General features: G+C 68.7%; 14 protein-coding genes and 1 pseudogene. 9 read left to right on the top strand and 6 right to left on the bottom strand.

Going from position 1 to position 23,756, the window contains the following annotated elements:
* The first annotated feature begins 24 nt into the window (after positions 1-24).
* The 6 genes and pseudogenes from ACQEVC_RS25305 to ACQEVC_RS25280 form a co-directional block, all read left to right on the top strand.
* A complete protein-coding gene (locus tag ACQEVC_RS25305; protein ID WP_432881907.1) occupies positions 25-2,274 on the top strand; it encodes an FAD-dependent oxidoreductase in 2,250 nt (749 codons plus the stop codon).
* Positions 2,275-2,533: 259 nt separating this feature from the next.
* A complete protein-coding gene (locus ACQEVC_RS25300) occupies positions 2,534-3,556 on the top strand; it encodes an SGNH/GDSL hydrolase family protein (protein WP_432881905.1) in 1,023 nt (340 codons plus the stop codon).
* Between the two features lie 509 nt (positions 3,557-4,065).
* A complete protein-coding gene (locus tag ACQEVC_RS25295) occupies positions 4,066-10,497 on the top strand; it encodes a polymorphic toxin-type HINT domain-containing protein (RefSeq protein ID WP_432881902.1) in 6,432 nt (2,143 codons plus the stop codon).
* On the top strand, positions 10,487-11,026 hold the full coding sequence (locus ACQEVC_RS25290; RefSeq protein WP_432881899.1) for a suppressor of fused domain protein: 540 nt from the start codon (positions 10,487-10,489) through the stop codon (positions 11,024-11,026). Before ACQEVC_RS25295 ends, ACQEVC_RS25290 begins: the two co-directional genes overlap by 11 nt.
* Before the next feature lie 548 nt (positions 11,027-11,574).
* The gene (locus ACQEVC_RS25285) at positions 11,575-12,612 is read left to right on the top strand and encodes a YncE family protein (protein ID WP_432881896.1); all 1,038 of its coding nucleotides are present in this window, start codon (positions 11,575-11,577) and stop codon (positions 12,610-12,612) included.
* Positions 12,613-12,797: 185 nt separating this feature from the next.
* Positions 12,798-12,905, top strand: a pseudogene (locus tag ACQEVC_RS25280) (IS630 family transposase); the annotation flags it as partial.
* 53 nt (positions 12,906-12,958) lie between these two features.
* On the opposite strand, the gene ACQEVC_RS25275 reads toward ACQEVC_RS25280, so the two are convergent.
* The 4 genes from ACQEVC_RS25275 to ACQEVC_RS25260 form a co-directional block, all read right to left on the bottom strand.
* Complete coding sequence (locus ACQEVC_RS25275) at positions 12,959-14,512, bottom strand: OmpA family protein (RefSeq protein ID WP_432881893.1); 1,554 nt, start codon at positions 14,510-14,512, stop codon at positions 12,959-12,961.
* A 231-nt stretch (positions 14,513-14,743) separates the two neighbouring features.
* A complete protein-coding gene (locus ACQEVC_RS25270) occupies positions 14,744-15,790 on the bottom strand; it encodes a hypothetical protein (protein ID WP_432881891.1) in 1,047 nt (348 codons plus the stop codon).
* A gap of 53 nt (positions 15,791-15,843) precedes the next feature.
* Entirely contained in the window at positions 15,844-16,149 is a 306-nt protein-coding gene (locus tag ACQEVC_RS25265; protein ID WP_432881888.1) for a hypothetical protein, read from the bottom strand.
* A 215-nt stretch (positions 16,150-16,364) separates the two neighbouring features.
* Complete coding sequence (locus tag ACQEVC_RS25260; protein ID WP_432881885.1) at positions 16,365-17,330, bottom strand: GntR family transcriptional regulator; 966 nt, start codon at positions 17,328-17,330, stop codon at positions 16,365-16,367.
* 138 nt (positions 17,331-17,468) lie between these two features.
* On the opposite strand from ACQEVC_RS25260, the gene ACQEVC_RS25255 reads away from it, so the two are divergent.
* Both ACQEVC_RS25255 and ACQEVC_RS25250 read left to right on the top strand, forming a co-directional pair.
* Entirely contained in the window at positions 17,469-18,080 is a 612-nt protein-coding gene (locus ACQEVC_RS25255) for a GNAT family N-acetyltransferase (RefSeq protein ID WP_432881882.1), read from the top strand.
* Between the two features lie 37 nt (positions 18,081-18,117).
* Complete coding sequence (locus tag ACQEVC_RS25250; RefSeq protein WP_432881879.1) at positions 18,118-18,996, top strand: alpha/beta fold hydrolase; 879 nt, start codon at positions 18,118-18,120, stop codon at positions 18,994-18,996.
* A 102-nt stretch (positions 18,997-19,098) separates the two neighbouring features.
* Here the strand turns inward: ACQEVC_RS25250 and ACQEVC_RS25245 are convergent, their stop codons facing one another.
* The gene (locus ACQEVC_RS25245; RefSeq protein ID WP_432881877.1) at positions 19,099-19,563 is read right to left on the bottom strand and encodes a hypothetical protein; all 465 of its coding nucleotides are present in this window, start codon (positions 19,561-19,563) and stop codon (positions 19,099-19,101) included.
* Between the two features lie 649 nt (positions 19,564-20,212).
* On the opposite strand from ACQEVC_RS25245, the gene ACQEVC_RS25240 reads away from it, so the two are divergent.
* Positions 20,213-21,421 carry a serine hydrolase domain-containing protein gene (locus tag ACQEVC_RS25240; RefSeq protein ID WP_432881874.1) on the top strand — a complete coding sequence of 403 codons (1,209 nt, stop codon included), beginning with the start codon at positions 20,213-20,215 and terminating at the stop codon, positions 21,419-21,421.
* Positions 21,422-21,539: 118 nt separating this feature from the next.
* Here the strand turns inward: ACQEVC_RS25240 and ACQEVC_RS25235 are convergent, their stop codons facing one another.
* A complete protein-coding gene (locus ACQEVC_RS25235; protein WP_432881871.1) occupies positions 21,540-23,756 on the bottom strand; it encodes a xanthine dehydrogenase family protein molybdopterin-binding subunit in 2,217 nt (738 codons plus the stop codon).

Below are 23,756 nucleotides of genomic sequence, written 5' to 3'. Positions count from 1 at the left end.
ACCGCAGCCAGATAGGGACAGCTCATGCGACACGAGGTCGTGACCTCGGACATCACGGTCGTCGGCGGCGGGCTCGCCGGGGTCTGCGCGGCGGTCGCCGCCGCGCGCCTCGGCCGCCGGGTCGCGCTGGTCACCAACCGACCGGTGCTGGGCGGCAACTCCAGCAGCGAGGTACGGGTGTGGGTGTGCGGCGCCACCAGCCACGGCGTGCACCACTTCGCCCGCGAAGGCGGTGTCATGGGGGAACTGCTGGTCGAAAACCAGTACCGCAACCCGGAAGGCAACCCGTACTACTGGGATTTGGTGGTGCTCGACGCGGTCCGCGCCGAGCCGAACATCACGCTGTTCCTCAACACCGACGTCCGCGAGGTCGCCGCCAGCGGCCCCGACGACGCCCGCCGCATCGACTCGGTGACCGGCTGGATGATGGGCTCGGAGCGGCTGATCCGGTTCGACGGCCCGCTGTACCTCGACTGCACCGGCGACGGCCTGGTGGGCCACCTCGCCGGGGCGAGGTACCGGATCGGCCGGGAGGCCCGGTCGGAGTACGGCGAGCCGTGGGCGCCCGAGGTCGCCGACGACATCACCCTCGGCAGCACGCTGCTGTTCTACACAAAGGACACCGGCGAACCGACGCGGTATGTGCCGCCGAGCTTCGCCAAGGACATCACCGCCACGCCGATCCCCGAACATCGGATCATCCGGGCCGGCGACAACGGCTGCGCGTACTGGTGGATCGAGTGGGGCGGCGAACTCGACACGGTGCACGACAACGACCGCATCCGCGACGAACTGTGGTCGGTCATCTACGGCATCTGGGACTACATCAAGAACTCCGGCAGGTTCGACGCCGACACGATGAGCCTGGAATGGGTCGGTGCACTGCCCGGCAAACGGGAGTACCGCCGGTTCGTCGGCGGCCACACCCTCACCCAGCACGACATCATGGACCAGGTCGAGTTCGACGACCGGGTCGCCTTCGGCGGCTGGTCGATCGACCTGCACCCGCCCGGCGGCATGTACGCCACCGAGGCCGGCTCGAAGCACCTGTACTCCACCGGCGTCTACCACGTGCCGTACCGCAGCCTCTACTCCGTGAACTGCACGAACATGCTGATGGCAGGTCGCGACATTTCCGCCAGCCACGTCGCGTTCGGCTCCACCCGGGTGATGGCGACGTGCGGCACGCTCGGAGAAGCCGCCGGCACCGCGGCCGCGTTGTGCGTCCAGCGCCAGCTCAGCCCGCGGGAGCTGAGCGAGCGTCACAGCAGCGACCTGGTACAGACGCTGCTGCGGCAGGACGGCTCGATCGTCGGCCTGGCCGCGCACGACCCGGCCGACCTGGCCGCCGCCGCATCCGTGACCGCGTCGTCGTACCTCCGGTCGCTGGCGTTGCGGCCCAACGGTGAGAGCCGGGAACTAACCAGCGACATCGCGGTCGTGGTACCGGCCGGGCCGCTGCTGGAATCGGTGTCACTGCTGCTCAGTGGCGACGGCGAGGTGACCGTCGAGGTATGCGTCGGCGACCGCGGCCAGAACTACGTACCGGCTCGGCAACTGGCGTCGGCAACCGCCACCGTCGCCGGCGGCCAGCCGCAGTGGGTCCGCTTCGTCCTGGCCGGGCAGCCGGTCAAGCTGCCCGAGGGCCTGCCGGTGATCGTTGTCCTGCGCAGCGTTCCGGGTGTGACCGTGCACCTGGCGGACAACACGGTCCCGGGCGTGCTGGCACTGATCAACCAGCCGGGCAAACGCTCACCGGACGACCAGATGCCGCTCGGGTCGCAGCAGGTGCTGGCCTGGCGGTCGATCCCGCTGCACCGCCGCGCGCCGGCGATCCGGCTCAGCCCCGACACCAACGCGCTCGCGCCTGCCCGGGTACTCGACGGCTACCAACGGCCCTATGGCAGCGGCCCGCACATGTGGTGCTCCGACCCGACCGACGACGAGCCGTGGCTGCGACTGGACTGGCCGCAGCCGACCGTGGTGCGGCGCATCGACGTGATCTTCGACGACGACGTCCACGAAGACCTCATCAACCTGCACCACCACCGCACCCCCGGTCGCGAGCTGCCCACCCTGGTCCGCGACTACGTCATCGAAACCGCCGGTCCTGACGGCGGCTGGGTCGAGCGGCACGTCGAGACCGGTAACCGCCGCCGCCACCGCGTCCACGACCTGACCGAGGCGGTGACCACCACGGCGGTACGGCTACGTCTCACCGCCACCAACGGTGCCCCATCGGCACACGTAATCTCCCTTCGCGGGTACGCGTGACATCGACTGTCAAGACCGTCCAGCCACGGACGAACCCGAAGCCTCCGAGAACGGTACGGACGCTGGCCGGCGGGTCGCCGGGCTCGCCGTGAGGTCGGGTCCAGAACGAGCGGCCCCGCATCCGTTCGTGGTGGTCGGACCCGGCCGCGTCGAGCAGCGAGGCGAAGTCCGCATCTGGTCACGATGTCGTCGTGACCGCTCCCCGGCGGTATCACATCCGGACAGCACATGGCACTTTCACCAACCGGTAGGTCTTCCGATGAACACATTCCCCAGCAAGCCTCTGCGGTCGATCCGAGCGAGCGATTCGGTCCTCACCTGGTCCGGTGCGATCGAGGTCGAGCACGCGGCGGGCTGGTCACGGGGCTGGCGGCTGCCGCACAGCCTGCTTCGCCTCTTCCCCGGCGAGCGGCTGCAAGGCCAGGCCCGGGCGCAAGCGGGTGTCCGGATCACGTTCGGCACCGACACGACCGTGCTCCGCGGGCGATGCCTGTCAGCCGACGACGTCGGCCCGGTCGACCTCGTGGTGCAGGGGACGCTCGTCAACGCACCCGTAGCCGCGGACGGGTCCTTTCACTTCGCCGAACTGCCGGCTGGCGAGAAGATCCTGGAAATCTGGTTGCCCCACAGCGGCGATTTCCGGCTGGTGGAACTGGCCGTCGACGAGTCGGCACGAACCTGGGCGGCACCGGCCACGCGTCGCCCGCGGCTCATCACCTACGGCAGCTCGATCACCCACTGCGGCGCGGCCGCGTCGCCGACGCGAACCTGGCCCGCCCTGGTCGCGCGTACCCTCGGCATGGATCTGACCTGTCTCGGGTTCGGCGGTGAGTGCCACCTGGACCCGATGATCGCACGCTTGATTCGGGACCGTCCCGCCGAGGTGATCATCACCTGCCTCGGCATCAACGTCTACGGCGCCGGCACGTTCAGCAAACGCTCGTTCCTGCCCGCGGTCCTGGGATTCGTCAGTACGATCCGGGACGGCCACCCCCGGGTGCCAATCCTGGTCGTGTCGCCGATCTTCTCACCCAGCCGCGAGGAGCAGGCCGGGCCGACCGGGATGAGCCTGACCGAGATGCGTGCCGACATCGCCGAGGCCGTACGCCTGCTGCGCGAACACGGCGACGAGGACGTGCACCTGGTCGACGGGCTCGACGTGTTCGGGCCGGCCCAGGAGCACCTACTGCCGGACGGCCTGCACCCGAGCACAGACGGCTACGCCCACATGGCCACCTCGATCACACCGCTCGTACGCGCGCACCTCTTTCCGAACCATTAAGCCGCCGGGCGGCGGAGGAGGATGCGTCGCATCGAAGGTCGACATCATGGCCCAGAGAATCGTCTGACCTGACCTCGCCCTCGCGACCGTGCATCAGAAGGTGCGAATACCCGACAGTAGGCGGGGTCGAAAAGTGTTGCCTACATCGATAGTCTTGCGCCTGTCTGTTGGGGTTGGCGACGGAAGGGGGCAAACGGGGGGCCGCCCGGTCGATGGTGCCGATCTCTGATCCGGCCACCGTGAATCCGGGCGTCGAAGTCCTGATAGGACGATCCTTTCACTCTCGCAGTCGCCGGTTTGGCGGCAATTCCTGCTATCCACTTGCGCATTTTTGCCATGCGCCGGTTTGGCATGCCCTGAATTCCTGGTGCGCCGAGTTCCTCATGCACTGATCTGGTCATGCCCTGATCGGTTCCTGACGACCGATGGCCGATTGATACGGCCAGGATGCTCCGACGAAGGGTACGGGTGGCGTGGTACGTATCAGACGATTCATCAGCTTCGGATTGTTGCCCACCTTGGTGCTGACCCTGGCGGCCGTCACACCGGCACCGGTCGCCACGGCGGCGCCCGCCGCTGCCGGGGCCCGGCCGGACGGGCAACCACGCTCCGACGGTCCCCGGCCGGCGGTCGCGTCGTGTCCGGCGCCGACCCGCTCCCCGGCGACGACCGCCAGCCGGCAGGCGCCTACCCCCCGGCCGCTGCGCACGGCCGCGCTCCAGGTCGAGGGCGCCTACTCGGCACCCGACGCGCCGCGCCGGATGATCCCCTCCGAGGAATACCTGATCCAGGTGACCGTCCGGAACACCACCGCCGGCACCCTGCCGAAGAGCACGTACGCGGTGTCGTACCGCTGGTTCACCCCGGACGGCCGGGACCGGACCACGGGGTCGAACCGGCTGGAGACCGCGCTGCCGACGGACCTGGCGCCCGGGGCGTCGGTGCTGGTGGAGGCGAAGGTGAAGGCCCCGAGCGAGAGCCTGCTCGGGCAGGACCGCGAGCGGTACGTCCTCGCCTGGGACCTGCGGGACCGGGATCGCCGCACCTGGCTTTCCGAGACCGCCGACGTGGCGCCGCTGCGCCAGGATGTCACCGTCGAGCACCCCACCTCCAACCAGCTCGGTCTGGAGAGCTTCTACCAGTACGCCGGTACCGCGACCGGGGCCGGCGCCGGGCTCTCGGTCAACGCCTTCTCCGGCAACGCCGTCTTCGACTACAGCCCGATCGCCAACCCCAGTCGGGGACCGGTCACCTTCGTCCGGCTCGCCTACAACAGCCAGGACGGCTCGACCTCCTCGCTCGGCCCCGGCTGGTCGCTGGCCACCTCCACGCTGACCCGGCTCGGCTCGCCGCTGGAGTTCCAGGGCGGCCTGCTCGGCGACCCGGAGCGGGTGACGTTGGTCGACGGGGACGGCACCGGCCACCACTTCGCGCTGAACCGGCACGACAGCCTCGACCGGGCTAAGTGGACCTACGACAGCCCGGCCGGCGTGAACCTGCTGTTGCAGCGGACCGGGGATGACGACGCCCGCCGCTGGTCGATCACCGGCCCCGACCGGACCCGGATGTACTTCGACGAGCGCGGCTACCAGACCGCGACGGTCGACCGCAATGGCAACGAGCTGACCTTCGAGTATGCCCAGGCCACCATCGGCAACCGGCACACCGGCGTGCTCACCGGGCTGGTCGACGCCACCGGGCGGCGCACCCTCAGCCTCGACTACTACCAGCCCGGCGACGACTACGCGTACTTCGACGGGCTGATCAAGCGGCTGGCGCAGAACCTGACCAACGCCGACATCGTGCACCAGCTCCGCTCGATCACCGACGTCTCCGGTCGCACCCTGACCTTCACCTACAACGAGGGCGGGGAACTCCAGGAGATCGTCGACGGCGCCGGTACCCCGCAGGCGCAGGCCTTCGGCTTCCACTACGACGACGGCCGGCTGGTCCGGACGGTCGATCCGAACGGCAACCACACCGACATCGCGTACCACGACAGCGCGGCCGGGTCGCTGCTGCGCGGCCGGGTCGCCGAGTTCACCGACCGCCGGGGGCACGGCACCGACTTCGGGTACGCCGACGCCGACGGCGCGGACGGCTCGAAGCTGACCGCCACGGTGACCGACGCCAACGGCCAGCCGACCCAGTTCCTGCTCGACGGCTACGGCCGGGTGGAGCGGCTGACCAACGCCAAAGGCGAGGTCACGCAGCTCGTCTGGGACGCCGACAACAACGTGGTACGGCTGCGCGAGCAGAACGGCGCGCTGAGCACCTGGGTCTACGACCAGAAGACCGGCTATCCGCTGGAGATCCGGGACGCGGAGGCGAACGCGCACGACCACCCGCCGACCCGGCTCGGCTACCGGTTCGCGCTGGACGGGCACGTCGCCGACCTGACCGAGAAGACCTCCCCGGAGGGGCGGCGCTGGCAGTTCGTCTACGACGACCGGGGCAACCTGGTCGCGGTCACCGACCCGTTGGGGACGGCGAGCCCGGCCGACGGCGACTACACCAGCCGCTACAGCTACGACGAGTTCGGCCACCTGGTCACCACCACCGACGCCAACGGCAACCCGACCACGTACGCCGACTACGACGCGAACGGCTATCCGCGGCGGATCACCGACGCGCTCGGCTGCTCCAGCTTCTTCAGCTACGACGCGACCGGCAACGTGGTGTCGACCGTCGACGCCCGGCAGAAGACCCGCACCTTCACGTACGACATCCTCAACCGCCCGCTGACCACGAGGATCCCGAAGGACGCGGCGGCGGGCGAGTTCATCGTCACGCCGGGGCCGAAGTACGACGCGAACGGCAACATGATCACGCTGACCGCCGCCAACAAGGCCGTCACCACGGCCGCGTACGACGAGAACGACCAGTTGGTGGCGTTGACCGCGCCCCGGGAGTCGGCCGGTGAGCCGGCGAAGACCAGCACGCTGCGGTACGACCCGGTCGGCAACCTGCTGGCGGAGACAAGCCCCAAGGGAACCCTGACCCGCGACGATCCGAACGACTTCGTCACCCGCTACACCTACGACGAGCTGAACCAGCGATTGACCGTCACCGACCCGCTCGGCCAGCGCAGCACGGCCACGTACGACTCCGTCGGCAACCTGGTGACCGAGGTCGACCCGAAGAAGAGCCAGACCCCGGACCCGAACGACTACGCCACGAAGTACGAGTACGACCTGAACCACCGGGTCACCGCCGTGATCGACGCAGCCGGGCAGCGGGCCAGCGTCCGGTATGACCGGGACGGCAACGTGGTCGAGACGACCGACCAGGAGGGCAACACCAGCCTGACCCGCCTGGACGAGCGGGGCATGGTGGTCGAGACCCGCACGCCGCACTCCGCTGACGGCGGCGACATCCGCTACTTCACCAGCCGCTACGAGTACGACCAGGTCGGTAACCCGACCCGGACCACGATGCCGCGCGGGGCGGAGACCGCCGACCCGAACGACTTCGTGCAGACCGTCGTCTACGACGAGCTGAACCGGATCAAGGAGAAGCACCTTCCGTTCGCCGCGGACGACGAGACGGTCAACGTTCCGGACAAGATCTTTTACGGGTACGACCAGGTCGGTCAGCTCACCGAGGTCAGCGCCCCGCCATCGGAGGGGCAGAGCGTCCGCAACGTCACCCGGCAGACCTACTACGACAACGGCTGGCTGCGCAGCTCCGTCGACCCGTTCGGCATCCGCACGAACTACGACTACAACGCGGTCGGCGCGCAGACCTCCCGCACCTTCCTCAGCGCGGGCGGCGGCTCCAGCCGCACCATGTCCTGGGAATACCACCTCAACGGCAAGCTGAAGTCCCGCTCCGACGACGGGGTGCCGGTCGGCCAGCACGTCGTACTGGTGGACAACTCCGACGCCAACCACACCGAGCTGACCGGCGGCTGGCGGGCCGTCGAGGGCGACGGCGCCGACCACGAGGGATACGACTACCGGGTCGCCACCGCGACCGAAGGCAGCTTCACCTGGAAGGCCGACATCCCGGCCAGCGGCGACTACGACGTCGCCGTCCGGTTCCCGCGCGGCGCCGCGACCAACGCCCAATACACCGTCGAGCACAACGGCGGCAGCACCACCCGCACCGTCGACCAGACCCAGGATGCCGGAGAGTGGGTCAGCCTCGGCCGCTTCGCCTTCACCGAGGACAACCTCCGCAACATCACCCTCTCCGGCGACGCCGACAACCCGGTGGTGGCCGACGCGGTGCGACTGGTCCGGGACAACAGCGGCGACATCGACACCGAGCGGAAGACCTTCCAACACCGGTACGACGCCAACGACAACCTGATACAGGTCACCGACGCCAGCCCCGGCGCGCGGATCGACGAATACACCATCGGATACGACGGACTGGACCGGGCGGCCTCGATCGAGGAGCGCAAGGACGGCGCGCTACGCAACACCACCCGCTACGAGTACGACCCGAACAGCAACATCTCGGCCTGGCGGCACGACGACCAGACCGCCAGCTTCACCTACGATGCCCGGGACCTGGTGGAGCGGATCACCAACCGGGCCACCGGCGAGGGCGCCGAGGACCGGGTCACCACGTTCAGCTACACCGCCCGGTCCCACGTACGGCAGCAGGTCAAGCCGAACGGCAACACCGTCGACTTCGAGTACTACCTCGACGGGCTGCTGCGGCACCAGGTGGAGAAGAAGTCCGGCGGCACGGTGGTCAACGAGCACACGCTCGAATACAACGCCAACTCGCACAAGACCAAGGACACCGCCCGCCGGCAGAACGCCGACGACCACAGCGCGTACCTGGACGACGTCTTCAGCTACGAGTACGACCCGCGCGACCGGATCCGCAAGGTGACCAAGTCCGGCACCGACGGCGACGAGAAGTCCACCGAGGCATACCGGCACGACGCCAACAACAACATCGTCGAGCAGCGGATCAAGGACGACACCACCACCTTCCGGTACGACCGCAACCGGCTGGCCTCCTCCACCGTCGACGACACCACCTTCGTCTACGGCTACGACCCGTTCGGCCGGCTCAGCCGGATCAGCATCGGCGGCGAGCAGACCGAGCGCTACGTCTACGACGGCTTCGACCGCACCGCCGAATACCGCCGGGGCAGCGGGGCCGTCGCCAGCAGCACCCGGTACGCGTACGACCCGCTGGACCGGACGGTGAGCCGGACCGCGAAGGCGGGCGGCGACGACGCCAAGACCACCACCCTGGACTACCTGGGACTGACCCAACAGGTGCTCACCGAGCGGGTCGACGGTGAACTGCGCAAGTCCTACCAGTACTCCCCCTTCGGCGAGCTGCTCGGGCAGCTCAGCGTGCCGGACGACGGCGAGCGGGAGCAGTCGTACCACGGCTACAACGCGCACGCCGACGTGGAGAGCCTGACCGACGAGGACGGCAACAACCGCGCCACCTACGGCTACACCGCGTACGGCGGCGACGACACCGACTCCTTCACCGGCGCGGACAAGCCCGACGCCGGCAACCCGGACGCCGAGCCGGAGAACGTCTACCGGTTCAACACCGCGCGCTGGGACTCGGCCTCCGGCAACTACGACATGGGGCTGCGGGACTACAGCCCCGGGGAGAACCGGTTCCTCTCCCTCGACCTCTACAACGGCGCCCTGTCGGACCTGTCGCTGTCGATGAACCCGTTCACGATGAACCGGTACTCGTTCGGCGGTGGCAACCCGATCAGCATGGTCGACCTGACCGGGCACTGGCCGTCGTGGAGCGACATCGGCCACGCCGCCCTCGACGTGGTCGGGCTGGTGCCGGTGGTCGGCGAGGTCGCCGACGTCGCCAACGGCATCTGGTACGCCGCGGAGGGCAACTACGTCGACGCGGCGCTCTCGTTCACCTCCGCGATCCCGCTCGCGGGATACGCGGCGACCGCGGTGAAGGCCGGCAAGTACGGCAAGGCCGGCGTCGACGCGGTGCAGGCCGGGACAAAGGGCGCCGACGAGGTGGCCGCCGGCGCCAAGGGGGCACCCACACCGAAGACCGGCGGGGATACCCCACCCGCTCCCCCGGCCAAGGGCGGCGACACACCGCCCGCCGGCAACGCGCCAGCCGGTGGGAACGCGCCGGCCGCACCGGCCAAACCCCCGCCGCCACCCCAGGCACCGCCGGCACCGCCGGCCGCACCGAAGCCGCCGGGCTGCCGCAACAGCTTCGTGCCGGGCACCGGCGTGGTGCTGGCCGACGGCACCAGCAAGCCGATCGAGGACGTCCAGGTCGGCGACCAGGTACTGGCGACCGACCCGGTCACCGGGCTGACCGAGTCCCGCCCGGTTGTCGCGCTGATCGTCGGCGAGGGTGCAAAGGACCTGATCGAGATCACCGTCGACACCGACGGAGCCCGGGGCGACGCCACCGGCACGGTTATCGCCACCGCCGACCACCCATTCTGGCTGGCCGCCGAGGAACGCTGGGCGGACGCCGACGACCTGGCGACCGACGACTGGCTCCGTGCCGACGACCGGGAGCTGGTCCGGATCCTCGCCGTACGGGCCTGGAACCAGCAGCAACGGGTGCACAACCTGAGCGTGTCCGACATCCACACGTACTATGTGATCGCTGGCAACACCCCGGTGTTGGTCCACAACGAGGATGGCGGCGGGCCGTACAGCAGGCGCGGACATTACGGCAGGACCCCATCCAGAGCCGATCGTAGGGCATTCGGGGCCGGGCCCGGGCAGGTCGTTGACCATAATCCGCCGCTCGTCAAGCGATACTACGAGGGTGATCCGAGCATCGGCGAGAAGCCGGGGATCGAGATGACGGAGGCCGAGCTCCGGGCGAGCGCGACCGATCGGTCCAGAATGGCGCTTCAGGATCGCACAGACTCAAATCGGCAGGGGCGCGAGATGCAACAGTACTCAATGGAGATGCGCGAGGAGTTCTTCGGAGGTGAGGTTTGTGAGTTTTGAGCAGTGCGCGAAGGCGCATTTCGCTGATCACTGGAAGGCCGTGCCTCAGCCGCGTCAACTGAGCACCGGGAGGTTCTATGAATTGCCGTCCTGGTTCAGCGTGCTGGAGTTCCAGCGCAAACACACCTGGTGCTACGCCACCATCGGCATGAGCGGCGGCGAACCGGATGGCATCGAGACCTTTATAGTCACACCGAACCAGAACCTACGGGCAGTGGAGTTTCTCTATTCACTAACCCACTTCCACCTGACCGGATCGCGCTTGGAGCTCGGACATACAGTCAACTTCGGCAAGGAGCTTTGGGACGGGTCGAGTCTGGATCACGGTTTCCTCTCGTTCCCCTACGTGGAGGCGGTCGGGTTCGATTCATTCGACTGCGACAATGGGCGCACGACCGTTGCCTGGCTGATCCCTATCACGTCAACCGAGCGGGACTACAAGAAGGAGAACGGCGTCGAAGCTCTCGAAACGCTGTTTGAGAGTCGCAGTCTCGACTATCTGAACCCGTCGCGCGCGAGCCTCGTGTGAGTTCTCCGGTTGGCCTCAGCGGGCCGCGAGCGTCCCAGGCCTGTTGCATGATCCCGATAGGACGATCACTTCGCATTCGTGGCCGCAGCGTTCGGCCGCAGTCCCTGCTATTCACCTGCACATCCTTCGCCATGCGCTGATCTGGTATGCCCTGAATTCGTAGCGCGCCGAGTTCCTCGTACACCTGAACTCGTCATGCCTAGATCGGTTCGTGGCGGCCGATACGGCCAATCGATACGGCCAGGACATCCCGACGAAGGGCTGGTGGAGGCGAAGGTCAAGACCCCGAGCGAAAGCCTGCTTGGCCAGGACCGGTTTCGGAAAAGGAACCGACGCCCCTCCGGACCGGCGGGCGCGGGCACTGCGGGATCTCGAACGAGTGCTCCCGTCGCTGCACCGGGTGCGTCCGCACCTGCGGGATTCCGACCTCGCCGACGAGGTCGACCGATGGTTGGAGGTCTATGAACTGCTGGTTCCGACATGGCGGGAAGCCGGAGCTGCATGAAGCACGAAGCACATCTGTCGATGACGGAAAGAGGAGTGAAGGGATGCGAAGATTCCCTCTCAGGGCCATAGCGGGGTCGGCGGTCGCGGCAATGGTGATAGCCGCCACCGGGGCACCCGCTCAGGCTGACGATGACCGGCTGCCGCTGCCGAACTACGGGGACATCGTGGTCGACGACGTCCACGACCGGGTGTTCGTCAGCGGCGGCCCGACCACCAACGGCATCGTGGTGACGGACTTCTCCGGGCGGGTGAAGAAGACCATCACCGGCCAGCCCGGGGCAACCGGCCTGGCGCTGAGCGCCGACAGCACCACGCTCTACGCCGCGCTGGCCAGCGGCGACGCCATCTCGGCGATCGACACCACGACGTACGCCGAGACGGCGCGTTACCCGGTCGGGTCGCAGACCTGCCCGACGCACCTGGCCCGGACCGGCACCACGATCTGGTTCGGGTACGGCTGCGAGACCGACTGGACCGGAAAGATCGGCGCGCTGGACACCGCCGCGACCCCGCCGACCATCACGCTCGACCGGCAGGGCGGCGCCATCTTCCAGCGGGCACCATTGCTCGGCGCGGTGACCGCCGACGCCGGGCCGCTCGTCGCCGGGCAGCTCTCGCTGAGCCTGTCGACGGTACGGGTCTTCTCGGTGGCCGGCGTCGAGCTGACCGAGGGCGCGACCGGCGACGTGGTCGGCAGCAGTCTCGCCGACCTGGCACTCAGCCCGGACGGGGCGACGCTGTTCACCGCCTCCGGGTCGCGGGACCACGCCGAGGCATTCGCCCCGGCCGACCTCGCCCGACGCGGGGCGTACGCCACCGGGTTCCGGCCGAACTCGGTGACCGTCTCGCCGGACAGCCGCTACCTGGCCATCGGCCGCAACACCAGCGGCCGGGAGGACGTGCTGGTCTACGAGGTGGGCGGCGTCCTGCCGGAGAAGCGGGTCGACCTGAACAGCGGCGAGGTGGCAGCCACCCGGGGCCTGGCCTGGTCCGGCGACCTGAAGTACCTGTTCGTGGTGACCCAGCAGGCGACCAGCAGCATCCCGGCGCTGGAGGTGGTCTCCCGACCGACCGGCTGAGCCGGGACGGCGGGGCCCGGCCGGTGTCGACGTCCGGCACCGGCGGGCCCGTCGGCGTTCGGGGTCAGGGAACGACCATTTCCCTGCTCCGGACGGCGCCGTCATCGGCAAGCCGGTGCGCCTGCGCCGGTTCGTCCAGCGGTACGCATCCGGCGATCTGGGGATTCAGCCGTTCCTCGGCGAGCGTGCCGATGCTGCCCGGCGTGCCGGGTCGGGTGACGCACGACTACGTCCGGCATGGCACCACCAGCCTCTTCGCCGCGTTGGACGTGGCGGCCGGCAAGGTGATCGGACAGACCCAGCGCAAGCCTTCTCCTTCGTGCCGGGTGGTGGCCGCTGGATGTCGTTAGTGGATGGGGACGTCGAGGTCGCGGAACGGGCCGATCCTGACCTTGAGGGTGTCGGCGGTGTCGGGCAGGGCGATCAGGTTCCAGAACTCACGGGTCTGGCCTGGTGCGAACTTCTCGGTGTTGATGCGGACGCCGGAGACGTCTGTGCAGGCGCAGTAGAAGTCCACGCCGTCGTCGGTGGGGACCTCCAGACGGCCGGGCAGGTACTGGCGGCGGGCGGCGACGTCGGTCACCCGGACGTTGCTCGCGGCCTGGTACTTGTACGCCTCCCAGTCCTGGGCGTGGTGGAGGTCGGTGAACCAAGCCTCGACCGATCCCTGATTGGTGATCTTGTAGGTGAGTAGGCCGAGGCCGCCGGGCAGTCGACGCAGGCCGGCGATCTCCATGGCGATGGGCTGGCCGTCGGCCTTGGTGGTGCCGGTCAGGCCGGTCAGGCCGGGAGTGGTCGTGGCCGCCGGTTCCTGGGTAGCGGGCTGAGGTTTGGCGAAGGTCACCGTGACCCGGCGGTTGCGGCGTTTGCCCTCGTCGCTGTCGTTGCTGTACAGCGGACGGCGGGAGCCGTACCCCTGGGTCTGGAAGCGGATCCCGTTCCTGGTCAGCAGCGCCGACAGGGCCTGCTGTACCGCCTGGGCACGGCGCAGCGACAGCGGGTCGTTGATGGTGTCGTTGCCGGAGGAATCGGCGTGGCCCGCCACCGTCACCACCGTGCTGGGTGAGGCGTCGATGAGCTTGGCCGTACGGGCCATGATCGACCTGGCTCTGGGGGTGAGGGTGGCCTTGCCCACCGCGAACAGCACGTCGGAGGAGAGGTTCACCTGCAGGTCCTTGCCGTCGTCTGCGGTCTCCTCCGACTTGTCCAGGGCTTCGGCGGGAAGGATGAGGCGGCGGTTGACCAGGGTGACAGTGTCGGCATCGGGATCGGGAAAATCACCAGCCGGAGCCCCGTCGCTGATGGGCACGTCGAGCATCGGCGGACCCACCGGGGTGACCACGATGGCCGTCGCGGGGTTACCCGACGGCGCGGGCAGCACCGCGTACACGGTGATCGACTGGCCAGGGCCGATGAACTGGCCGAGACCGTCGCGGTCCCAGTCGCTGCACAGGCAGGGAGAGCCGGCAGGTTTGTACGGCAGGAGCCAGGTCCGGGCCCGCGCGTCGAGGACGCCGATACCAGAGGCCCACCTGATCTTGCCGAGCGGGCGGGTACGGTCACCCAGCTCGCCGGCCCAGGACAGGTGCTTCTCGGTGCCGGTGTTGGACAGCTGGATCTGGGCGATGAGGTGCCTGCCCTTGACACGGTTGAGGCCGACGACCTCTACCTTCAGGTTCTCGGTCATGGTGCTGCGGGTTTCGGCCAACGCCGCCCGGGTGTCCTGACCGGATGCCGTGGCGGTGGCGGGCGGAGCGCTGGCGGCCGGCGAGGACGCGCCCTCCCTCTTCGGCAACACCCCGCACCCAGCCACCGCGAGCGTGAACACGACACTCAGGGCCAGAAGCCGGCCAGGCGTGGGAATGATTGCGCGCTGTCCGAAACGATCGGGCTCGGTCACGGACCTCGACTGCGGTTGACGGAGTCGGCCGCGAACGGACCGGGGCTGACGCAGCATTCTGCTCGTTTCCTCTTCCTCGTATACCTCGTGCCGCTGGGCCGCCGGCAGCGCTTCGTGGACCGGGCGCTCAGCAACGGACAGCCGCGTCAGCGACCCGAACAGGCGTCGAAGCGGCTGACCCCACCCCACACCCGGTTGACATCCACACAGCGCGGGTCGCGAACCTCAACCTCAGGGAGCCACGGTGCGGTCTCGGCTCAAAGTCCCGACCGGCTCCCGAGGCGGCGCCCCGGACGAGTGCCAGTCACCGGGGGCGACCACCTTACTGCGGTGGGCGGCCGAGATGGCCAGAGCCGCCAGCAGTGCGGTCACGACCACCGTTACGGCGAGCGCGGTCCACGTAGCCGCGTCGGGGCGGACCAGCGACTGGCCGCGCATCGCCTGCCACGTCGTGATGGTGAACAGCGCGGTGTAGCCGAGAATGACGACCCCGGTCAGCTGGGCGCGTACGCGCTCGCTGCGCAGCCAGCTGATCCGGGCCGCGAGGGCGGTGAGAAGCAGCACCGCGAGCACGAACGCCTGAATGGAGTGCAGGCCGATGAAGTGCGGAACGCGCAGGTCGCCGCCGACGGTGCTCCAGTTTGTGATCGCCATGCCGTCGCCGTCCGGTGCCCCGACCCCGTGCTGCCCCAACAGCGTGACCGGGTTGCCGTAGGCGTCCTCGGCCGTCCGTGGCCCAGTCGCGGCCCACCCGCGGATGAAGGACGCCAGCGCCATGCCGACGACGGAGAGCCCGATCCCGACTCGCAGGGACCAGGTGAGTGCCGGGTCACCGACCCGCTCGAACAACAGCATGACAGCGATGAGCAGGCTCGCCCCGAACAACCCGACCACGCCTGCGGAGAAGACCACCTGCCCGATCTGGTTGAACGCATCGGTGTTGACATTGAAATGGCTGTAGGTGCCGCGGGCGGCCTGCACCGCGATGAAACCGACGTCGATCAGCCCGGTGATGGCGAACACCGTTCCGACGGTCCACATCGTGCGCCTTGCCCTGCGAAGCTTCGGCATTAGCCAGGCGAGCGTCGCGCCGTAGATGACGAACGACATGCCGAACTTCCACGGCTTCTCCCAGACCGATGCCTGCATGAGCTCACGATCGTCGGCAAAGAGACCGAAGCTCGCGACGACGACCAGCGCGGACATCGCCGCCACCATGATCATCAATGGTCGGTGCCACGACCGCACCTCGGCGAGCGAGCCGGACAACTGGTTCATACGATCCCCCTTCCGGTGTCGCCCATCCGTTCCGGTGGAGGCTGCGCCGATCGTCATCGGAGCGAACCACCCTCGACCCGATCGGCAGCACCACGGCACGAGTGGGCGGCGCACCAGGTCTGCGGCGCCCGCCGTGTTGCCGGAAAGGAGCCAGCGCGCCAGGAAGCTCGAACCACCTCGGGCGCGTCCGGATGCGCCGCGTCGGGCGCCCGGTCCGTGGTCAGCGCCAGCCACTGCGAGGGGACGAGCTGACGGGCAACGGGATCGCTCAAGAACGTTTCGGTGAGGACGTCCAGCACGGCCTGCCCTGCTGCGTCATCCACCTGCCGCACGCCTGCGTACGGCGTATCTTGGGTCATGCGCACATCGTATTCGAGCTACGCGAAACCCCTACCCATTCCGCATTGCGAAGCTCAGAAAGTGGACTAGTGATGGAAGAGATTGAACTAGTACACTTTCCTGGCGTACCGCGCCGGGACTCGTCGCACATGTGGGTGAGCTGGGGCCGGCACGCAGCACGCCGACCGACGACCGAGCAACAGGACCGGGCCTCCCCGGGCGGTCCGTCGCGCCCTCATGTCCGCGTTCGGGCAGGATCCTCCAGCAGGGTGGCGAAACCGTCGAGGTGGCGCGCGAGACCGTACTCGAACAGTCCGCTCAGGTCCGACGCCGTCTCCGTCGGGATCGTCGCCAGCAGTGGAAATCTTCCACTGTCGAGCGTCTGGTCGACTCGCTTCTGCTGTGCCAGCCGCCACCCGTCGAGCGTGACACCGGTTTCCTGCTCCGACTCGACCTCGGCCGCCATGGAGAGCGCGACGGTCGCGACCAGTCCGTGGAGCGTGAGCGCCTCGCGGATCCGCGTCGTCATGGGCAGTCCGAGTCCGTCGAGCGCGCGCAGGATCCACTCGGTGTGCGCCATCATGTTGGGCGCAAGCGCCGGACGGGTGAACGAGACGGCTCTGGGTAGCCAGAGGTGTCGCCGGCACAGTTCCCACTGTCGGCGGGCGACCAGTTCGAGCTTCGCCCGCCACCCGGGCGGCCCTGGGTCGGGCAGTTCGGATTCGCCGAAGACCTCGTCGGCCATTTGCGTCACCAGTTCGTCCTTGTTCGCCACGTGTCGGTAAAGCGACATCGGGCCGACGCCGAGGTCGACCGCGAGACGTCGCATCGACACTGCGTCGAGTCCCTCGACGTCGGCGATCGCGATGGCGGCGCGGAGGACGTGCATCCGGCCCAGTGGCTGCTTGAGCGCGCCGGCCCGCCGCGGTCGCTGCGACGCGGCCGGACTGACCGGATGCTTGCGGCGGGTGTGGTTGCTGACCAGCGTGCCGGAACCGACCGTCGCTTCGACCAGCCCGTCGTCGCGGAGAGTCGCCATCGCTCTGGTCGCGGTCGCGACCGCGACGCCCCATCGGTGGGCGATTTGCCGGACGGAGGGTATCCGGTCCCCCGGCCGCAGGTCGCCGGTCAGGATTTGGCCGCGGATCTCCTCGGCGATCCGCCGGTACGGCGGATCGTGGCGCGGCGTCGGCGAAGGCATGGCTGCCCTCCGATCTGCTGGTGAGGTTGTCGTCCGACTAGACTGTACTAGGACAATGTTCCTCTGACTAGCACACTTACGCTTCCGGTCTAGGCAGTACCGACTTGATTCCTCCGGGTACGGCGATACGTTGTACGCATGACGGAAGATACACCGTACGCACCGGTGCGGCAGGCTAGTGCCGCAGACCGGCAGGCGGTTTCGGACATCCTCACCGAGGCGTTCATGGACGATCCGGTCGCCTGTTGGCTCTTCCCCGCATCGGGTGAACGCGGTCGTCTCCAGTCGCACTTCTACGGCCGCCTGCTGGATCAGGGCTCCGCCGAGGCATACCTGGTCGGTCGTGGTGAGGGTGCCTCGGTGTGGCTGGCGTTGGCGTCGGGCCAGGCACCCGACGAGGAACGTCCGGACGCGCCCGACGTGGACCAGAACTCGATCTTCGGCGAGAACGGCGGACGGTTGCGGACTCTCGGGCAGGCACTGGCCGAGCGGCATCCCCGTCGTGAACCACACCTCTACCTCTCGTGCATGGGGGTGGTGGGCGGGCGGCAGGGCGCCGGACTCGGCTCGACGATGTTGCGCCACCGGTTGGAGCGAGCGGACGCCGACGGGCTCGCCGCGTACCTGGAGGCGAGTTCACCCCGAAGCCGCGCCCTCTACCTGCGGTACGGCTTCGAGGACCTCGGCGAACCGGTTCGCGTGGCGGACAGCCCACCCCTGTGGCCGATGTGGCGCCAACCGTGCCGTTGACCACCCCACCAATTCCACAACCACAAGGAGCATCTCGATGACGACGAAAGACGCCACCGGCGACCGCCGACCACCGACCCTGGTATTCGTACACGGCACCAACTCCTCGTCGCACCTCTGTTCGGGACTGATCACCGAACTCACCCTGCGGGGGCACCGGTGCGTGGCCGTCGACCTTCCGGGACACGGGGCTGAAGGGTTCTTCCCCCGCTCGTACCAGGCCCCGCAGGACCTCAAGGGGTTGGCGACCGAGCCGTCGCCGCTCGCCAAGATCACCATCGACGACTACGTCGAGCGCGTCGTGGACGTGGTGCGCCGCGCTCGCCGCCACGGGCCCGTGATCCTGGCCGGCGCCAGCCAGGGCGGCGTCACCGTGAGCAGGGTCGGCAACGCCATCCCCGACTTGCTCGATCGGGTCGTCTACATTGCGGCGTACTGCTGCGTCGACCTGCCGAACGTGGCCGCCTACCTTGCCACGCCAGAGAACAGCGACAGCCTGCTCCCCCTGGTGACCCAGGCAGTGGTCGCCGATCCGGCGATGCTGGGGGTGGCCCGGATAAACTGGCGCTCGGCCGACCCGTCGGTGTTCAACGGCATCAAGCAGTGCCTCGCCGGCGACTTCACCGACGAGGCGGTGAGTCGGCTGCTCAACACGCTCGAGCCTGACGAGCCCGTCAGCATCCCCCTGGCCGACGCCCGCGGCGAAGCGGGCACCTGGGGCCGGATTCCCCGGACGTACGTGCGCTTCACCCGCGACCGGCTGATCCCACCTGTGCTACAGGACCGGTTCATCACCGAGGCCGACCGCCTCACCCCGGACAACCCGACCGACGTACGAAGCGTCGCGGCACCCCACGTCGGCCCGTTCGACCGACCCGAACTCGTGGACATCCTCGCCGAACTCGCCAGCCGCTGACCCGACGCACAACGGCAGACCTTCGCCACCGAGCCAGCGTCAGATCCCCACGCGTCACGAGGCAAGATCATCTCGTCTCAGGATCCACTGCCCGCGCGGATCCTAGCTGCTCCAGTACGCGGCGGTCCGGCTCGTGGCTTTGTGCACGACGGGTTCAGCGATCGGGCCGGGCCAGACCTGGATCAGGTACTCCTCAACGGGGTCGGAATCGTCGCGGGGGTCGCCGTCGTCACGGTTGCGGCCGTGGACACGCAACCGGTAGTCGCCGGGGCCGGGCAGATCAAGCCGCTTGCTGGGGTCGTCTCCCTGGTCTGTCGTGCCGAAGTCGATGAACGCGGACCGCCACGTGACGGACACCTCGGACACGTCCTGCCAACCCTCAGCGTCCAGGGGCGGGGTGAGGTCCCACAGCTCGGCGGTGACCGCGACGCTTCCGATCTCCTGCCCGCACAGGATGCGCGCACCGTCGCCGTCAGGATCGGCTTCGACAAGGGCATTGGCGGTCCACGCCGGCTCAAACTCCACCACCAACTCCTCCCCAGCAAGGTCGACGGTGGTGGCGTCCACGTGAACCTGCGGGGCGGTAGCGCGGTGTAGCAGCTGTGTCATCGGCGTGCTGCCTCTCAACAGGGACGGGACTGCTGGTTCAGCTTATGCACGCATGAGTCGTCGTTCGCTGCCACTGACACCCACAGATGTCTGCAGCTCGTGTCAACGAGCCGTCGGGGCACAGCAGTAACAGGCATGATCTGTGATCGCTTCAGCAGGGCACGAGAACCTGGATGCCTGCCAAGACGAGTGCCTCCAGTGAACCTTTTTCAACCTGAACCGCGCGGCGCCCACGCACCGCGTCCGACCTTGCGGTCCGGCGGACCGCAAGGGGAGGTTGAAAAAGGTTCAGTGATCCATGTCCCGCCCGCGTCAGTAGGATCGGAGCCAGCCGAGACATCTATTCGACATTCTCATGAATGTTGAGATACCACGCCGAGATAGGTGAGCAGGTCGTCACGGACCGCGTCGGCATCCCGCTTCGACCGGTGGACAGCGGCTGTGCCCGATCCGGGTCGCATCGCCGGCAGCAACCGGTCGCTGATAACCCTGAGGGAGCGCAGTGGTCGTCACTTACGGGTCGAATTCGTTCGCGGGCAGGAGTTGGACGATGAGACACTCGGCATGCTCATCTATGTCATGTCATTCTGACACGTGGGGAGCTGTGATGACGACACGCCGAACGATGTTGCGATCCGGTGCCGCTGCGGCCGTTGCCGTGGTCACCGGGGCGGTGACCACGCCGGCGGTGGCCGCGCCGCCGACCAGCGGGAAACGGTCGCGGGTACCCAACGCGGCCGCGTTGCAGGCAGCGTTGGACGCGATGGCGGACGGCGCCGCTTCGGGAGTCCTGGCCGAGGTGCGGGATCCCGACTGGGTATGGCGGGGTGGCAGCGGAGTGGCGAAACTCGGCACGTCGCGGCCGGTGCCGGTGAACGGGCGGTTCCGGGTCGGGAGCGTGACCAAGTCGTTCGTGGCCACTGTTCTCCTGCAACTGGTCGGCGAGCGACGGCTGGCCCTCGCCGATCCGGTGGACCGGTGGCTGCCCGGCGTCCTGCCCGACGGCGACCAGATCACCGTACGCCACCTGTTGCAGCACACCAGCGGGGTGTTCAACTACACCGATCGTCTGTCCGAGCTCTATCCGACGGTGCCAGACCTCGTTGCGTCGCGATACCGTACCTGGCGACCGAACGAGTTGCTGGCCCTGACCACCGGTCAGCCGCCGCTGTTCGAACCCGGCACCTCCTGGTCGTACTCGAACACGAACTACATCCTGCTCGGACTGATCGTGCGCCGGGTCACTGGTAACGACTACGCGACGGAGGTCCGGCGTCGGATCCTGCTCCCGCTAGGGCTGCACGACACCGAGGTCCCCGGCACGAACCCGTTCATCGCCGGTCCGCACTCGCACGGGTATCTGCCGCTGGAACGTGACGGCAGCCTGATACCGGTCGACATCACCGTCCTCAATCCGTCGGTCGCCTGGGCCGCCGGGGAGATGCTGTCCACCACGAACGATCTCAACCGCTTCTACGGCGCGCTCAACGGTGGGCGCCTGCTGCGCCCGGCGCTACTCGCCCAGATGCGTACGTCGTTCCTCGGTGCGGACTACGGCCTCGGACTGCAGACTCTCACCCTGCCCGGCGGCATCACGCTCTGGGGACACACCGGCGGCATCTTCGGGTACCTGACGGTCGCGATGAGCACTGCGGACGGCCGCCGGCAACTGACCGCTTCCGTCAACCCCTGGGGCAGCGGCGACCTCAATGGACCGCTGGTGGACCTGCTACTCGCGGCGTTCGCCGAGCCGGTGGCGGACACCCGCGCAGGAACGCCGCTACGGATCACGTTCCCCGACCGGGTCACGGGCTAGGTGTTCCGTCCAGAGAGGTTGGGGACGCGGGCGCAGTGGCTGGCGGTCAGCGCCCACGGTGGCGCAACGAGCATCGCTCCTGCGGATGGTCGCACCCCGCCACCGTGACGCGTCACGTTCAAACGGGCGGGGAGAGCAGCTTCTCCGGTCGGATGGGCAACTCGCGGATCCGGACCCCGGTCGCGTGGTAGACGGCGTTGGCGATCGCGGCGTTCACCCCGCTGGTGGCGAGTTCTCCTAGTCCCTTGATGCCGAGTTCGTTGATGCCCTCGTCCCGCTCGGGAATGAGGATCGCCTGCTGTTCGGCGATGTCGGCGTTCACCATGATCCGGTAGTCGGCGAGGTTCGTGTTGGTGTAGCGGGCGTACCGCTCGTCGATGGTGGTCGCCTCGAAGAGCGCCATGCCACCGCCGAAGATCTGCGCCCCCTCAAGCTGACTCTCTGCCGTTTTCGGATTCACCACCGTGCCGGCCGCGTAAGCGCCGACGATCCGGGGCAGACGTATCTCGCGGGTGTGCCGGTGCACGCGGACTTCGACGAAGACCGCCCCGAACGCGCACTGTGCGCGGTCGGGCAGCAGGTAGCCGCCGCTACGCACCACCCCACCTCGGTACAGGAGCTGGGTAGCGTCGGGTGGCACGCCGTGGGGCAGGAACTCCGCGTACACCTCGATCGCGCCGCCGCCGTCGCCCTGGGCCGATCGGGCCTGACGCGCCCGCACCTGCTCGCAGGCCTTGGCCACCACGTTGCAGACGCTCAGGGTGGACGCCGAAGCACCGGCGATCGGGGCCGGCGGCAGGTCGCTGTCACCGATCTCGACCGTGATCCGGTCCAGCGGCACGCCCAGGCGGTCCGAGGCGACGATGGCGATGGCGGTGGCCAGGCCGCCGCCGACGTCGTGCGCGCCGGTCTGGACCCGTACCCAGCCCTGGGCGGAGACGGTGACCCGGGCCGTCGCCGGAAAGGCGAGCGTGGTGTGCACGAGAGCGGCGCAGCCGTACCCGACCGCCCAGTCGCCGTCGCGCATCGACCCCGGCCGGGGATCGCGGCGCGACCAGCCGAAGGCCTCGGCCGCGGCGTCGAGGCACTCGACGAGGTGCCGCGACGTGTATGGCCGGCCGTTAACCGGCTCGGCCGTCGTGTCGTTGACCCGGCGCAACTCGACCGGGTCCATGCCGAGGGCGTAGCTGAGCTCGTCCATCGCCGACTCCAGCCCGAACAGGTAGGGCACCTCGGGCGGGCAACGCATGAAGCCGGGCGTGTTGCGGTCGACGTGCACCACGGTCACCGCCGAGCCCACGTTCGGGCAGGCGTACAACCGGGTCGACGCCTCGGTGCCGGCGGCCTTGAAGCTGTCCGGCCGGCTGCTAATCTCCCAGCCCTGGTGGGTCACGGCGTGGAGCCGGCCGTCGGGAGTGGCGCCGAGCCGGACCCGCTGACGGGTCTCGGCCCGGTGGGTGGCGATGGTGAACATCTGCGCCCGGGTGACCTCGAGCCGCACCGGACGCTTCAGTCGGCGGGCGGCCAGCGCGACGATCGCGGTCCGCTGGTTGAGGAAGCCCCGGGAGCCAAACGCGCCGCCGATGTACGGAGAGATCACCCGTACCTGGCCGGGGTCGATGTCCAACTGCTCGGCGAGGCCGTTGCGGAAGCCGGTCACGTTGCGGCTGGACTCCCAGACGGTCAGCCGCTGCTCGGCCCAGGCACAGGTGGTGGTGAACAGCTCGATCGGGTTGTGGTGCTGGGTCGGTGTCGCGTACCAGGCGTCGACGGTGACCGGTGCCTCGTCCTGCGCGCCGTCCGGGTCGCCGACACCATCGGTGGTCGCGGGGTCGGCGGTACCCGGGCCCGCCTCGGGACCTGCTCCGCCCGCCTCGGCCGCGAAGTCGTCGGGGGCGAAGGTCGGCTTCGGCGGCTCGGCCTCGTACTCGATCCGCAGCCGCCCGGCGGCGTCGCGGGCCTGCTCGAACGACTCGGCGACCACCATCGCGACGATCTGCCCGGCGTACCAGACCCGGTCGGAGGCGAGCGGCGCGATGGTGGAGTCCATGACGCCCTGCCGCCCGAAGTCCCGACCCGGCCTGATGGCGTCGCCGACGTTGCGGTAGGTGAGGACGTCCAGGACGCCCGGCAGGCTCCGCGCCTCGGTCTCGTCGATGTGGGTTATCCGGCCCAGGGCGATCGCGCTGGTTCGCAGGTACGCGTACGCCTGCTGCAGCACGAAGACGTCAGAGCCATACCTGGCCGTGCCGGTGACCCGCATCCAGCCGTCGATGCGGGACGTCGGAGTTCCGATCCGGGTCGGGGCGCCGGGCTTCGACGGCGGTGACGACAT

Origin of the sequence: Plantactinospora sp. CA-294935, from assembly GCF_050936445.1 — a bacterium.
Classification (GTDB): Bacteria; Actinomycetota; Actinomycetes; order Mycobacteriales; family Micromonosporaceae; genus Plantactinospora.
Note: the sequence above shows the minus strand (reverse complement) of the source record. Positions and strands in the feature narration are given on the sequence as shown.

What these genes read in the sequence shown, in the direction of transcription:
- ACQEVC_RS25305 (WP_432881907.1), top strand. Translation starts at nt 25, where the DNA reads ATGCGACACGAGGTCGTGACCTCGGACATCACGGTCGTCGGCGGCGGG.
- ACQEVC_RS25300 (WP_432881905.1), top strand. Translation starts at nt 2,534, where the DNA reads ATGAACACATTCCCCAGCAAGCCTCTGCGGTCGATCCGAGCGAGCGAT.
- ACQEVC_RS25285 (WP_432881896.1), top strand. Translation starts at nt 11,575, where the DNA reads ATGCGAAGATTCCCTCTCAGGGCCATAGCGGGGTCGGCGGTCGCGGCA.
- ACQEVC_RS25270 (WP_432881891.1), bottom strand. Translation starts at nt 15,790, where the DNA reads ATGAACCAGTTGTCCGGCTCGCTCGCCGAGGTGCGGTCGTGGCACCGA.
- ACQEVC_RS25265 (WP_432881888.1), bottom strand. Translation starts at nt 16,149, where the DNA reads ATGACCCAAGATACGCCGTACGCAGGCGTGCGGCAGGTGGATGACGCA.
- ACQEVC_RS25260 (WP_432881885.1), bottom strand. Translation starts at nt 17,330, where the DNA reads ATGCCTTCGCCGACGCCGCGCCACGATCCGCCGTACCGGCGGATCGCC.
- ACQEVC_RS25255 (WP_432881882.1), top strand. Translation starts at nt 17,469, where the DNA reads ATGACGGAAGATACACCGTACGCACCGGTGCGGCAGGCTAGTGCCGCA.
- ACQEVC_RS25250 (WP_432881879.1), top strand. Translation starts at nt 18,118, where the DNA reads ATGACGACGAAAGACGCCACCGGCGACCGCCGACCACCGACCCTGGTA.
- ACQEVC_RS25240 (WP_432881874.1), top strand. Translation starts at nt 20,213, where the DNA reads ATGACGACACGCCGAACGATGTTGCGATCCGGTGCCGCTGCGGCCGTT.
- ACQEVC_RS25235 (WP_432881871.1), bottom strand. Translation starts at nt 23,756, where the DNA reads ATGTCGTCACCGCCGTCGAAGCCCGGCGCCCCGACCCGGATCGGAACT.